This window comes from Sulfuricurvum sp. (genome assembly GCF_028710345.1).
In the GTDB taxonomy this organism is placed as follows: Bacteria; Campylobacterota; Campylobacteria; order Campylobacterales; family Sulfurimonadaceae; genus Sulfuricurvum.
Map to the genome: position 1 here is coordinate 139,749 of NZ_JAQTUH010000001.1, position 11,983 is coordinate 151,731.

Annotated in this window: 17 protein-coding genes; 11 read left to right on the top strand and 6 right to left on the bottom strand. The window is 43.5% G+C overall.

Annotated features, from left to right (window positions below; genetic code table 11):
* Positions 1-18: 18 nt before the first annotated feature.
* Positions 19-768, top strand: a complete 750-nt coding sequence (locus tag PHC76_RS00705) for an MnmC family methyltransferase (RefSeq protein WP_299969090.1) — start codon at positions 19-21, stop codon at positions 766-768.
* Here the strand turns inward: PHC76_RS00705 and PHC76_RS00710 are convergent.
* Positions 743-1,045 (bottom strand): hypothetical protein, encoded by a 303-nt coding sequence (locus PHC76_RS00710; RefSeq protein WP_299969088.1) that lies wholly within the window; start codon positions 1,043-1,045, stop codon positions 743-745. The two genes, PHC76_RS00705 and PHC76_RS00710, sit on opposite strands and share 26 nt — an antisense overlap.
* 19 nt (positions 1,046-1,064) lie before the next feature.
* On the opposite strand from PHC76_RS00710, the gene PHC76_RS00715 reads away from it, so the two are divergent.
* A complete protein-coding gene (locus PHC76_RS00715) occupies positions 1,065-1,238 on the top strand; it encodes a hypothetical protein (RefSeq protein WP_299969086.1) in 174 nt (57 codons plus the stop codon).
* On the opposite strand, the gene PHC76_RS00720 is transcribed toward PHC76_RS00715, so the two are convergent.
* Together PHC76_RS00720 and PHC76_RS00725 are read right to left on the bottom strand one after the other, a co-directional pair.
* Positions 1,235-1,567 (bottom strand): cupin domain-containing protein, encoded by a 333-nt coding sequence (locus tag PHC76_RS00720; protein ID WP_299969084.1) that lies wholly within the window; start codon positions 1,565-1,567, stop codon positions 1,235-1,237. The two genes, PHC76_RS00715 and PHC76_RS00720, sit on opposite strands and share 4 nt — an antisense overlap.
* Positions 1,567-1,971, bottom strand: coding sequence for a hemerythrin family protein (locus tag PHC76_RS00725; protein WP_299969082.1), 405 nt, complete (start codon positions 1,969-1,971; stop codon positions 1,567-1,569). The genes PHC76_RS00720 and PHC76_RS00725 overlap by 1 nt, the downstream gene beginning before the upstream one ends.
* A 40-nt stretch (positions 1,972-2,011) precedes the next feature.
* Between PHC76_RS00725 and PHC76_RS00730 the strand changes: the two genes are divergently transcribed.
* The 4 genes from PHC76_RS00730 to PHC76_RS00745 all read left to right on the top strand — a co-directional run bounded on the left by PHC76_RS00730 (position 2,012) and on the right by PHC76_RS00745 (position 4,800).
* Positions 2,012-2,695: a Crp/Fnr family transcriptional regulator gene (locus PHC76_RS00730; RefSeq protein ID WP_300209738.1), complete on the top strand. Its 684-nt coding sequence runs from the start codon at positions 2,012-2,014 to the stop codon at positions 2,693-2,695.
* Between the two features lie 60 nt (positions 2,696-2,755).
* Positions 2,756-3,199 carry a hypothetical protein gene (locus PHC76_RS00735; protein ID WP_299969078.1) on the top strand — a complete coding sequence of 148 codons (444 nt, stop codon included), beginning with the start codon at positions 2,756-2,758 and terminating at the stop codon, positions 3,197-3,199.
* 92 nt (positions 3,200-3,291) lie between these two features.
* Complete coding sequence (dmeF, locus tag PHC76_RS00740; protein WP_299969076.1) at positions 3,292-4,215, top strand: CDF family Co(II)/Ni(II) efflux transporter DmeF; 924 nt, start codon at positions 3,292-3,294, stop codon at positions 4,213-4,215.
* Positions 4,216-4,242: 27 nt separating this feature from the next.
* Positions 4,243-4,800 (top strand): manganese efflux pump MntP family protein, encoded by a 558-nt coding sequence (locus PHC76_RS00745; protein WP_299969074.1) that lies wholly within the window; start codon positions 4,243-4,245, stop codon positions 4,798-4,800.
* Here the strand turns inward: PHC76_RS00745 and PHC76_RS00750 are convergent.
* From PHC76_RS00750 to PHC76_RS00760, 3 genes are all read right to left on the bottom strand, one after another.
* Entirely contained in the window at positions 4,792-5,406 is a 615-nt protein-coding gene (locus PHC76_RS00750) for a riboflavin synthase (protein WP_299969072.1), read from the bottom strand. The two genes, PHC76_RS00745 and PHC76_RS00750, sit on opposite strands and share 9 nt — an antisense overlap.
* A 96-nt stretch (positions 5,407-5,502) precedes the next feature.
* Positions 5,503-6,201, bottom strand: a complete 699-nt coding sequence (locus PHC76_RS00755) for a tetratricopeptide repeat protein (RefSeq protein WP_299969070.1) — start codon at positions 6,199-6,201, stop codon at positions 5,503-5,505.
* A 29-nt stretch (positions 6,202-6,230) separates the two neighbouring features.
* Positions 6,231-6,422, bottom strand: coding sequence for a hypothetical protein (locus tag PHC76_RS00760; protein ID WP_299969068.1), 192 nt, complete (start codon positions 6,420-6,422; stop codon positions 6,231-6,233).
* A gap of 117 nt (positions 6,423-6,539) precedes the next feature.
* Here PHC76_RS00760 and mnmG point away from each other — a divergent pair, with 117 nt between their 5' ends.
* Genes mnmG through PHC76_RS00785 form a run of 5 tightly spaced genes read left to right on the top strand, consistent with a single transcriptional unit; the run spans position 6,540 to position 11,977 of the window.
* Positions 6,540-8,411 carry a tRNA uridine-5-carboxymethylaminomethyl(34) synthesis enzyme MnmG gene (gene mnmG / locus PHC76_RS00765; protein WP_299969364.1) on the top strand — a complete coding sequence of 624 codons (1,872 nt, stop codon included), beginning with the start codon at positions 6,540-6,542 and terminating at the stop codon, positions 8,409-8,411.
* Positions 8,408-9,277, top strand: a complete 870-nt coding sequence (locus PHC76_RS00770; protein ID WP_299969065.1) for a hypothetical protein — start codon at positions 8,408-8,410, stop codon at positions 9,275-9,277. The genes mnmG and PHC76_RS00770 overlap by 4 nt, the downstream gene beginning before the upstream one ends.
* A gap of 57 nt (positions 9,278-9,334) precedes the next feature.
* Complete coding sequence (locus PHC76_RS00775) at positions 9,335-9,847, top strand: Rieske 2Fe-2S domain-containing protein (protein ID WP_299969363.1); 513 nt, start codon at positions 9,335-9,337, stop codon at positions 9,845-9,847.
* Between the two features lies 1 nt (position 9,848).
* Positions 9,849-11,099 carry a cytochrome bc complex cytochrome b subunit gene (locus PHC76_RS00780; protein WP_299969063.1) on the top strand — a complete coding sequence of 417 codons (1,251 nt, stop codon included), beginning with the start codon at positions 9,849-9,851 and terminating at the stop codon, positions 11,097-11,099.
* Positions 11,099-11,977, top strand: a complete 879-nt coding sequence (locus PHC76_RS00785) for a c-type cytochrome (RefSeq protein ID WP_299969061.1) — start codon at positions 11,099-11,101, stop codon at positions 11,975-11,977. Before PHC76_RS00780 ends, PHC76_RS00785 begins: the two co-directional genes overlap by 1 nt.
* The last annotated feature ends 6 nt before the right edge of the window (positions 11,978-11,983 follow it).

Genomic DNA, 11,983 nt, shown 5'->3' on the forward strand with positions numbered 1-11,983 from the left:
ATAGATGTGAGGTAACGAATGGCACAAGCGTGGATACAAAGCGACGATGGAAGCTATACAGCATATAGCAGTGAATACGACGAACACTACCACTCGACCAAAGACGGTGCTTTGAATGAATCGCTCAAAAAACATATCGAACCCGCTTTTAAACTTCATAGCGAGAAAGAGCATCTCCGTCTCATCGACATTTGTTTCGGATTGGGATTTAATACTCTGCTGAGTCTCTATTATCGCGATACCTATTGTCCAGATACAACTCTTGAAATCTATTCCCCCGAACTGGACGGGGAGTTGGTCGCTTCGCTCGTCGATTTTCCCTATCCAGACATCTTTGAACCGTACCGAAATATCATCACCGACATTGCGACACTCGGCGGGTATGAGGATGAGAGGACGGTAATTACGGTCGAAATTATGGATGCACGGGTTGCGATGAGAGAGCTGGAGGGGGAGTGGGATGTATGTTATCAAGATGCCTTTAGCCCCTCGGTTAATCCGCTGCTTTGGACGCGGGAATACTTTGCCGATGTGGCACGGCTGATGGGAGAGGATGGGATACTCACCACCTACTCGACCGCGCTCGCTACACGGCTGGCACTCTATGAAAACGGTTTTAATGTCTATCTAAATACGGGTGAAGGATATCGTAATGCAACGATTGCCTCGCGGCGTACTTTAGAGGGGTATGAGAAAGTCGATATGGAGCATAAGATTACGTGTAATCCGAATGCCAAAAGTCTCAGAGACGAAAATTCGGCTCTTTGAGGCGATAGTGTGTGATGAGTTGTTTTAGACGGTTTTCGTTGAATCGCCAAAAGTGTTGGGAATCGAATTCGGGATGTTTGAGCATATGGGCGTACAGCTCCTCTTCGCTTATCCCCTCTTGGTTCGATTCGACCATAATACGCTCTAATAGAGCGATGGATTCGGGGGTGGTGTCATCATCGGCGAGAGGTTTATTGGGGATAAATGCGTAAACTTTCCACAACCCTAACCCTAGTCCGCCGATAAAAGCGGCCATCATAATCCATTCGATTTTCATGTTTTCTCCGGAGGGTATAATGTGTTTTATTTTAACTGTTTTATTTGTAATTGCAACTTATGTATTTTACACGAAAGCGCTGATGTTACAGGCGATAGGGAGCGGTGTGATAGCATCTATCGCGCTGTTTTTTCTGATTCGCAAACTGATTACGAACGGGCGATGTATTTTTGGCAAAGATAAAGATTGTTAAAGAACTCCGATTACCCGTTTGAACGTATCGTTTTTCGAGAGGCTTAGACGGAGTATACTCTCTTCATGGGCTTCGAGAGAATGGGGAACTTTTGCTTCAAAACCTATCATATCGCCTGCATTTAATACGACACTCTCCTCTAGTGAAGTAATCAAAACACTCCCTTTTAATACCATAATCATAATAGCTCCCGGTGCGGTGTGTTCACGCATAATATTCCCCTCTGCCATGCAGATGCGAATCTCTTTCGAAGTGAATGATTCAAACATCATGTCGATTTGGGGTTTATCACCGAAATGGGTATGGGTGAAAAAAGTCACGGTTTGCATTAACACCCCTTATGCATACAGATAAACTGTGCTGTCATGGTATCCATACTGGCGATGTGTTGGGTGAGCCACTCTGGAATCGTCTCTAAAAAGTAGTTTCGTAGCATGGCATCATCTTTATGGTTACGCCAATCCATCACCACAAACTGAAATTCGTTTAATACTCTATCGTGTTCGCTTTTATGCATCATATAGGGAGGAAAATTGACTTCACGCATTAATCTCTCTTCATTGGCGAAATGTCCTCGTGTATGTTCGAGCATCTCATCCAATGTTTTTTCAATTCCTTCTCTGTCTTTGGCATCAAGGTATTTCTCCAACGTGTTGAGTAGTTCTACCTCTTCAGCGTGGACGCGGTTCATCTCATCGAATGCCACTTTGGGCACTAATTTAAAATCAATCATCCATTCCCCTTTTTTTATGGCAGTATACGTTACTATTCTTATGATTGATATTGATTTAAATCAAGATTGTGAGGGTGAAATGGCATTAGAAGAGTCCTATTTTTTTAACCAATTAAACGCAGAAGAGTTAGCGTATCTCCATACGATTACCCAAACACGTAGCTATCCACAAGGCTCTATCCTCTTTTACGCGGGGGAGAGACCCACAGTTTTGCATGTGTTGGATGCGGGGATTGTCCAAATACTCAAACACGATTCTAACGGCAACGAGATACATTTGGCTTTTTTTCACCCCTCCGATATGATTGCTGAAATGGCGCACTTCGAATCGATTCCCTATCCCGCAACGGCAAGGTGTGAGAGCGATATACGGGTGTTTGAAATCAATTTCGAGGCATTTAAAACCTATTTTCTGGATAACCCGAAGCTCTCATTCGCCATCATCCGCTCACTCACACGCAAAATCAAACAATTAGAGAGTATCGTTCATGGCTCCCTCATCGATGATGCCCAAACACGACTTGCCCGTTTCATCATTGAGCATGAAAAAACACTTTCAAGCTTTACACAGCGTAAAATTGCCGAACTTTTATTACTCACCCCTGAAACCGTCTCGCGGCATATTCGCCGTTTTAAAGAGGAGGGATGGGTTGAGGTGAAACAAAAAAAACTTTATCCCCTAAACCTTGATGAATTACGACATTTTCTTTCATCTCGAACTTGATGTCTATCAATATCTGTTTGCCAATAACTCCTTATAATGTTCTTTTGTAGGAGTTTCCCGATGGCATTGATTTTATATCTTCATATACTTGCTGCGTGCGCATGGATCGGCGGAAGTATCGTACTTTTTGGACTCGGATTATTTATCAAAGATAAGAGTGTCCAACACACTGTCTATAGTGTGATCGGTCCCTTTTATGGTTATTTTGAAACGGTATGGCTGGTGATTTTGATTGCTACGGGATTAACGCTTGCAAATCATTATAATCTCTTGGCGATGGTCGGTAAAAGCGAGAACGACCTCTCTACTCTTATCACATTGAAAATTATATTGGTAATATTTCTCTCCGTCGTAACGCTCATCCATCTTTTTATAGCGTTTACTACCCATACTAAAAATCGGACATACTCTCAAAATCTCCTCTCACGGGGGAGTTCATTAGCAATTTTTCTCCTCAATCTCCTAATTTTATGGGTAGCGATGAATATACGGACGTTGTTATAGTCATAGTTTATCTTTTTACATACCTTTGAACTATTATGGTTCGTTTGGAATATAGCCGTTATAATGCCAAAAAGTTACAGCAGGGGTAAATAATGGAGTTGGCTTCAAATCACTTGTATCATACTCACAGGTTTGACGAAGGAAACCCTGTGGCTGAACGTAAAACCCGTTTGGCGGTCATGCTGACAGCGGCTATGATGGTCGCCGAAATTGTCGGTGGTTATTATTACGGTTCGATGGCACTTCTTGCTGATGGGTGGCACATGAGTACCCATGCGCTGGCTCTTGGACTTTCGGTAGGGGCGTATGTCTTGGCACGTCGATACGCACAGGATGGTCGATTTGCATTCGGTACGTGGAAGATTGAGGTATTGGCGGGGTATACCAGTGCCCTTTTCTTGGTCGCGGTTGCTTTGCTTATGTTTTATCAATCGATGCAACGGTTAATCGAACCCATCGTCATCCATTATAACGAAGCGATTATTGTTGCGGCGATTGGATTGGGTGTTAATCTAATCACGGCATGGCTCCTGGGAGATGACCATCATCACGACCACGGACACCATCACGACCATCATGATCATGACCTCAACCTCCGTTCTGCTTATCTTCATGTGTTAGCGGATGCGGCGACTTCAGTATTGGCAATTATTGCTTTGATTGCAGGGATGCTATGGGGAGCATCGTGGCTCGATCCGGTAATGGGGATTGTAGGAGGAGTTTTGGTAAGTGTATGGGCTGTAGGTTTGTTACGGGATACGGGGAGGGTTCTTTTGGATGCTCACATGGACGATCCGGTTGTGGAAGAGGTACGCGAGGTGATTAATGAGGTCGATCCTGAAGCTCATATTACCGATTTGCACGTATGGCGAGTGGGAAAAGGGAAATACTCGGTTATTCTCTCCTTGCAAAGCAATAATGGTTTGAGCCCAAATGATTTTCGCAAAGCCTTATCGATTCACGAAGAGCTGGTACACATCACGGTGGAGATAAACCAATTTAATACTTCGCTATAATTCGCCACTTATTTTTCAGGATTATTAATGAACGAAACTCTCCTTATCCTCGCCGTAGCTTTGGCGATGGACTCTGTCGCCGTTTCGATTGCTATCGGCTCAAAATATAAAGACCTTTTAGTCTCTAAAGCACTTTTTACTGCTGCTGTTTTTGGATTTTTTCAAGGGGCTATGCCGATTGCCGGATATTTTATCGGGATTAGCTTTGCTGAATACGTCCAATCATTCGATCACTGGATCGCCTTTGTTCTCCTTGTAGGACTCGGTGGAAAAATGCTTTACGAAGCGTATCACAACGAATTTGACGATGAAGTAACCGATCTTTCCACAAAAACTCTTATTACTTTGGGAATTGCTACTAGTATCGATGCGATGGCAATCGGGGTGACATTTGCTTTTTTACAAACCGATATCTACACAGCGGCAAGTGTGATTGCCCTTGTTACTTTTGTATTATGTATCGTAGCGGTCTATATTGGGAAAAAACTGGGTTCACTGCTGGAGAGCAAAGCTGAAATGCTCGGAGGGGTGATTCTTATTGCGCTTGGATGTAAAATCCTTGCAGAGCATCTAGGATTAATATAGGGCACTTATATGGTCAATATCATTCCAGCTGAGATCTTTTTTGGAAGATGAGGTGAGGATATGGCGCATGTAGCGGGCAAAAACATCGGTTTCGATATTGACCCGTGTCCCTTTTTTATAAGTGCCAAATAGTGTTTCACGCATCGTAATCGGGATAATGGTGAGGCGGAATGCACTTCCCATCACTTCATTGACCGTGAGACTGATTCCATCGATGGTGATGGAACCTTTTGGGGGGATGAGGGGGATAAATTCACTCTCCACATCGACGATGACATCGTAGCTGTTGCCGTTGTCGGTGATGGAGCGGATGGTGCCGATGGTGTCGATATGCCCTTGGACGATATGCCCCTCGAAGCGATCTCCCATCATCATGGCGGGTTCGATGTGTACGGAACCACTTAGTTTTTCGGTCGCGATATGTTTGAGAGTTTCGGGGGAGAGTTCGACGCTGAATCCATCACTCTCGATGCTTACGACCGAGAGACACGTGCCGTTGATAGCGATAGAGTCACCGAGCTTTGGTTTGTGCGAAGCTTTGAGGGATAAACGGTTCCCTCCGAAGCTTTTCACCTGTGCCATCTCCCGAATCAGTCCTGTAAACATCTCAACTCCCAAATCAAATTTTATATTCTCGTCATTCCGAACTTGATTCGGAATCTAATTAGAAGATGCTGAATCAAGTTCAGCATGACCGGAAAATCAAAAAACTATTTTACCCTCTTCTTGCAAAGACCTGATAATACTTTTTGCTTTTTCGTGACCGTTATAGGCGGCTTTTCGGCACCACTCCAACGCCGTGTCGTTATTCATTTCACACCCCAACCCTTGATCAAACATCAACCCAAGGTTATATTGCCCCTCCGCGAGGTTCATATTGGCAGCGCGGGAAAAACAGATAAAAGCTTTTGGATAATCTTGGAGTACTCCGTGTCCTTCTTTAAAGAGAACACCAAGATTGTTAAATGCCCCTGCGTGTCCTCTTTTGGCCGCCTCTTCGTACCAAAACGCCGCTTCAGAGAAATTTTGAATACACCCTAATCCCCGCTCCAAACTCAACGCCACTTCGTATTGGGCTTGGGGAAGTTCTAAGATAGCGGCACGCATTAACAATTCATGACTTTTAAACTGATCGTGAGGGACGACAACCCCATCGGCAACCATGAGGGCGAGGTTAAAAATAGCAGTAGGTTCATTGAACTCTGATGCGCGGCTATAGTACTCATACGCTTTTTCGAGAGATTGCTCAACCCCAAGCCCTTGTTGATAGAGATACCCTATCGAGGATAGGGCTGTAGGGTTGTTTTGATCGGCGAGATGGGTAAAAAGCTCCAATGCTTTGGAGTAGTCTTGGGCATTAAAAGCGTCGAAAGCGGTTTGAAGCATAGGTAAATCATCCATCTTTTTACAATAATTATAGCGTGAGGTACTTAACGGCGTACTTTTCTCGCTTCGCGTTGTTTTTCTTTAAGTCTGGTTACAACATCTTTGAGTTCCTCTTTTTTTCTCAAAAGCTCTTCTCGTATCAGATGTTCATCCCCTCCATCGACAGCGGGATCAAACTCTACAGGGGTTGGATCGTAGTTTTTTAAAAGATCTTCAAGGGTTGTGTTTTGGCTCATAAAGGTCTCTGCATCAAAATATTTGCTTAATTGTAAAACAGTTTTGCTTTAAGTTTTAGTCCTTTCAATAATAATCGTTATAATTGCGATAATAATTTATGGTTAAAGAAGTCAATGATGCAATATGACGTTATCGTAGTAGGTGGTGGTCACGCAGGGATCGAAGCCGCTCTCGCCTCAGCCCGTATGGGGCACAACACATTAATGGTCTCTATTTTAGCAGAGCAAGTGGGCGCGACGAGCTGTAACCCAGCCGTCGGTGGACTCGCTAAAGGTCACTTGGTACGTGAACTCGATGCACTGGGTGGGGAGATGGGGCTATTAACCGATGAAGCGGGTATCCAGTTTCGTATCCTCAACATCACCAAAGGCCCCGCAGTACGTGGAAGCCGCGCGCAGATCGATATGGATCGCTACCGTGTAATCGCACGCAATACCATCCTCACAACCCCCAACCTATCGTTAGTCCAAGAGACGGTGAATGCTCTCATACTCGAAGAGGGATCTGTTGTCGGCGTTCGTACCCATCTACTCAACGTCTATCGAGCTAAAAAAGTGATTTTGACCACGGGGACATTTCTCAACGGGATGATTCATATCGGTGAAATCCGCCAAGAGGCGGGACGCTTCGGAGAGTTCCCAGCCAAAGGATTAACCGATTCATTACGCGAAGCAGGAATCACCGTAGGACGGCTTAAAACGGGGACGTGCCCTCGTATCGATAGTTCTTCTATCGATTTTAGTGTGATGGAGATTCAAGACGGGGATGAATTACCGAACCCGTTTAGTTTTCGCACCGACCGAGCAGAGTTTGCACGGACGAAAAAACAGCTTCCGTGCTATATCGCCTATACCAACGAAGAGACCCACAGTCTCATCGAGGGGAACTTCCACCGCGCTCCCCTTTTCACAGGTCAAATCGAGGGGGTAGGACCGCGCTACTGCCCGAGTATCGAGGACAAGATCAACCGCTTCCGTGACAAAGAGCGCCATCATCTTTTTATCGAACCTCAAAGTGCGGAGAATACCGAGTGCTACATCAACGGTATGTCCACCTCGCTTCCACCCGATGTTCAACGCTCCATGATTCAATCGGTTCACGGGATGGAGAATGCAAAAATCGTCCGCTACGGCTACGCTATCGAGTACGATTACGTCGATCCGACCGAACTCAAACACACGTTAGAGACCAAAAAAGTGAAAAATCTCTACTGTGCGGGACAGCTCAATGGGACAACGGGATACGAAGAGGCAGCGGCGCAGGGGATGATGGCAGGGATTAACGCCGCATTGTCGTTGCAGGGGAGGGAACCTCTGATTTTGCGCCGTGATGAAGCTTATATCGGAGTATTGATTGATGATTTGGTGACCAAAGGGACGAAAGAGCCGTACCGTATGTTCACCTCGCGCGCTGAGTACCGTTTGTTGCTTCGCGAAGAGACGGCAGATTTGCGTCTAGGAAAATACGGTCATGCATTAGGGCTTATAGATGATGCTCAAATGGAGCGAATCGAGATGAAACGGACTCAAATAGCGGAGGGGTTAAAACTTCTCGAAGAGACGATACTAACTCCGAATAAAGAGTTTCTCGCATTTTTAGCTTCCATCGATGAAGAGCATATCACCGATAAACTCACCGCAACTCAACTCGTTTCCCGTAAAAGTTTTGAGTTGGAAAAGCTCGTAAAGCTCATTCCGAGTTTCGCAGAGCTTGATCCCTATATCCAAGAGCAGATTTTGATCGAAGCGAAATACGCCCGCTACGTTGAAAAGCAGAGTGAAGATATCGAGCGAATGAGCCGAATGTTACACATTGCTATCCCAGAAAATTTTGACTTTGCCTCTGTATCAGGACTCTCTAATGAGATCGTGAGCAAACTCAATACCTTTAATCCACCCACCTTGCAGGCAGCATCTCAAATCAGCGGAATTACCCCCGCCGCGCTCGATATACTTCATATTTACATCAAAATGGCAGGAAAAAAATGAGATATTTTTACTACGTCCATACGGGTCACCGTATCGGATTGGATCGTTTTCACCGTGCCATCGCCATCGTCACTGAACTCCAAAAAGAGATTGATATAACACTTCTTTGCTCCGATTTTCGGATTGCGGCGGAAGCCAAAGAATTTGGTATTAAACGCTCTGTAGGGGTAGATTTGGTACGAAATATCCCTCAAATCGCCCAAAACGGTGACAAAATCATTTTTGACTCGGCTGAGATTAACCCGACGTTGCTTGATGACATGACGCTGTTTTTCTCCTCTTTTATCCGTATCTCTGATGATCCATCCGATACTAAACATGCTAAAGAGTTTCTGATTTCACCGTATCTTGTAGGTGAGGGGATTTGTACGGCAACTGTTATTAATGAACGTTATTTTGAATCGCTTCCTAAAACGATTCCTTTGGCACTTTTTTTCGGTGATGATGATTATGAAAAAGATTTGGAAAAAAATCAAGCGCTATTTAAACCTCTCGAAGCTGAATTACTGATGGGGTTTTATCACTTTCTTGGGTATGAAAACGCTCTCAAAGAGTCTTTTAAAACAATACATGAATGTGAAGAATACGATGAGATTATCCGCAAAAGTGAGATCTTGGTGAGCGGATCGCCTCAAGCGGTGCTTCAAAACTTAGCCGGAGGTGGAAAACCGATTTACCTTCAACGCCCTGATTATGTAAGAGATTTTATTCCGTTATTTGATACTTTATCGATTCCGATTGTGGAAGGATTTTCCCAAGAACAGCTTATGCAAAGGGTTAAAACTGTTGTATCAAATAACTATCACACAATCGAAAAAAGTAACACCAAAGTAATCGAATTCATAAGAAAAACTTTCATTTTATAGAAAATTAATCCTTTTTAACTTATGATGGGGAGTTAAATTTCCAAATTAAGTGAGATAATAATGATGGATGAAAGCAGAAGAGGCTTTATTGGTAAAGCTTTCGGTGCCGTCGCTGCAGTTGGTGGAGTTGCTTCACTGATCGCGATGAAGAAAACATGGGACCCGCTTCCAAGCGTTATGTCTGCCGGTTTTACAACGGTTGACGTATCAGGCTTAGAAGCTAACAAACTTGAAATCGCTGTATGGCGTGGTAAACCGATATTTATTCTTAAATATACGGAAGATATGAAACCAACGGATGGTCGTAGTGTTAAAGTCGGCGACCATTATTACTCTGTAATGGTTGGTCTTTGTACTCACCTTGGATGTATTCCGGGTTACGAAAACGACAGAAAAATGTTCAAATGTGCTTGTCATGGTGGGGAATACTCAGCAGATGGCAGACAAACTTTTGGACCTCCTCCAAGACCGCTTGATATCCCTCCATTTAAAATTGATGGTGTAACACTCGTCCTTGGTGAAGAGGGTCCTGAGTACAAAGCTATGATGGCAAAAGCAGGAGGAGCGTAAGATGGCAGAATTTAAACCAGCAGGCTCAATGTATGAGTGGTTTGATCAACGTTTAGGAATTGATAAATTCGTAAAAGTGATGATGACGGAATATTGGATTCCTAAAAATATCAACTTTTTGTGGGCGATGGGGGTTCTACTCACCGTTATGTTTACATTGTTGGTCGTTTCAGGTATTTTCTTATTGATGTACTATAAACCGGATATCAATATGGCATTCGACAGTGTTAACTACACAATTATGCAAGAAGTTGCGTATGGTTGGTTGTTCCGTCATATCCACGCAGTTGGTGCGTCAGTAGTCTTTTTGATTATCTATATTCACATGTTTACCGGTATCTATTACGGCTCTTATAAAAAAGGGCGTGAGATGATTTGGATTTCTGGGATGTTGTTGTTTATGCTTTTCTCTGCAGAAGGGTTTAGCGGATACATGCTTCCATGGGGACAAATGTCATACTGGGCAGCGTACGTTATTACTGAAATCTTTGGTGGTATACCATTGATCGGTGGAGATTTGGTTGTATGGATTCGTGGTAACTTTTATGTTGCTGATGCTACATTGACCCGTTTCTTTATGCTTCACGTATTGTTGATTCCGTTGGCGATTTTAGGTGCGATTGTATTCCACTTTTATTCACTCCGTTTTCCACACGTTAACAACGAAGCAGGTGAATTTTTCGATTTCGACGAAGAGGCAGAAAAATACCTTGCAGGTGATAAAAAGAACTCAAAAGTAGTTCCGTTTTGGCCAGTATTTTTGTCTAAAGACTTTTTTGTTTTAGGCTTTTTCTTATTGTTCTTTTTCTATTTGGTGTTCTTCCATTACAGTTTTGCAATGGATCCAATCAACTTTGATAAAGCAGATGGTCTTAAAACTCCGGCACACATCTATCCTGAGTGGTATTTCTTGTGGTCATACGAAGTATTACGTGGTTGGTTCTTTGAAATCGCTGGTATTTCTGGAAAATCATTAGGATTGATTGCGTTTGGTTTTGCGAATGCTATTTTCTTGGTTATGCCGTGGTTGGATCGCTCACCGATGGTAAAACCGGCGAATCAACGCCCGTATTTCAAATATTGGTTCTGGTTGATGATTGCTGACTTGATGGTATTGACCGAATTTGGTAAATTACCTCCGACCGGACCAAATGCATGGGTTGGATTTGGCGCATCATTGACATTCTTGGTATTGTTTATTGCATTGCCGTTTATTACTAAAGCAGAAGCTAAAAAAGTAGGAGGCAAATAATGAAAGAGTTTAAAATCTTAGCCGTTATTATGGCTCTTGTTGGTATCACTTATTATGGAATCGAGCCATACGCTCACAGTGTTATGCACCCAGAAGTAGCTCCGGCTGACTTCACCTTTAAAGATGCAAAAAATGTTGATACGACGTTGGCAGGTAATGTTGAAAATGGTAAAACACTAGTAGAAGCAAACTGTATCGCATGTCATGCTATCGAAAAAGCAGGTCACCCTGCGATTATGCCAAATGCAGATGCTGCGGCAAGTTATGGTGTTGTTCCACCGGATTTGAGTCAAGCAGGTCGTATTTACGATAAAAACTATTTGGCAAACTTTATTTTCGATCCGGTAACGGCTATGCACTTGGAACATAAATATCCTGTAGGTGGAGCAAAAGCGTTCCCAATGCCATCATACAATTGGATGACTCCGCAAGAGATTATGGACGTTGTTGCCTATCTCCAATCGGTTACTCCAAAAGTAGCGGAAGGTAAAGAAGCAAATAAAGCGACATTTGAAGCGGCATGTGGACGTTGTCACTCAATGGCGTATGCTAAATTTGATGCAACTACTCCAAAAGATGCTATCAAAACGTATATGGGTGCAACACCTCCGGATTTATCACAATACATCAAAAGCCGTGGTGAACACTATCTTCACAGCTTTATCAATGACCCTCAAGTATTGCTCAAAGGGACTTCTATGCCACGTGTTGGTTTGAGTGAAAAAGCGCAAGAAGAGGTAATCGCTTATATGGAAGAGATTGGTGATTCGAAAAAAGCAGAACGTGAAGCAACTGGTCTATACGTTATGATTTATACATTTATATTTGCAATCTTGGCCTATTTGTGGAAACGCAAAATTTGGTCAGAAGTTCACTAAGGGGTA

Excerpts from the sequence above, each read along its gene's own strand:
- mnmG (WP_299969364.1), top strand. The coding sequence starts at position 6,540 with ATGCAATATGACGTTATCGTAGTAGGTGGTGGTCACGCAGGGATCGAA.
- PHC76_RS00725 (WP_299969082.1), bottom strand. The coding sequence starts at position 1,971 with ATGATTGATTTTAAATTAGTGCCCAAAGTGGCATTCGATGAGATGAAC.
- PHC76_RS00755 (WP_299969070.1), bottom strand. The coding sequence starts at position 6,201 with ATGGATGATTTACCTATGCTTCAAACCGCTTTCGACGCTTTTAATGCC.
- PHC76_RS00780 (WP_299969063.1), top strand. The coding sequence starts at position 9,849 with ATGGCAGAATTTAAACCAGCAGGCTCAATGTATGAGTGGTTTGATCAA.
- PHC76_RS00785 (WP_299969061.1), top strand. The coding sequence starts at position 11,099 with ATGAAAGAGTTTAAAATCTTAGCCGTTATTATGGCTCTTGTTGGTATC.
- PHC76_RS00750 (WP_299969072.1), bottom strand. The coding sequence starts at position 5,406 with ATGTTTACAGGACTGATTCGGGAGATGGCACAGGTGAAAAGCTTCGGA.
- PHC76_RS00705 (WP_299969090.1), top strand. The coding sequence starts at position 19 with ATGGCACAAGCGTGGATACAAAGCGACGATGGAAGCTATACAGCATAT.
- PHC76_RS00770 (WP_299969065.1), top strand. The coding sequence starts at position 8,408 with ATGAGATATTTTTACTACGTCCATACGGGTCACCGTATCGGATTGGAT.
- PHC76_RS00710 (WP_299969088.1), bottom strand. The coding sequence starts at position 1,045 with ATGAAAATCGAATGGATTATGATGGCCGCTTTTATCGGCGGACTAGGG.
- dmeF (WP_299969076.1), top strand. The coding sequence starts at position 3,292 with ATGGAGTTGGCTTCAAATCACTTGTATCATACTCACAGGTTTGACGAA.
- PHC76_RS00730 (WP_300209738.1), top strand. The coding sequence starts at position 2,012 with ATGATTGATATTGATTTAAATCAAGATTGTGAGGGTGAAATGGCATTA.
- PHC76_RS00735 (WP_299969078.1), top strand. The coding sequence starts at position 2,756 with ATGGCATTGATTTTATATCTTCATATACTTGCTGCGTGCGCATGGATC.
- PHC76_RS00720 (WP_299969084.1), bottom strand. The coding sequence starts at position 1,567 with ATGCAAACCGTGACTTTTTTCACCCATACCCATTTCGGTGATAAACCC.
- PHC76_RS00745 (WP_299969074.1), top strand. The coding sequence starts at position 4,243 with ATGAACGAAACTCTCCTTATCCTCGCCGTAGCTTTGGCGATGGACTCT.
- PHC76_RS00760 (WP_299969068.1), bottom strand. The coding sequence starts at position 6,422 with ATGAGCCAAAACACAACCCTTGAAGATCTTTTAAAAAACTACGATCCA.
- PHC76_RS00715 (WP_299969086.1), top strand. The coding sequence starts at position 1,065 with ATGTGTTTTATTTTAACTGTTTTATTTGTAATTGCAACTTATGTATTT.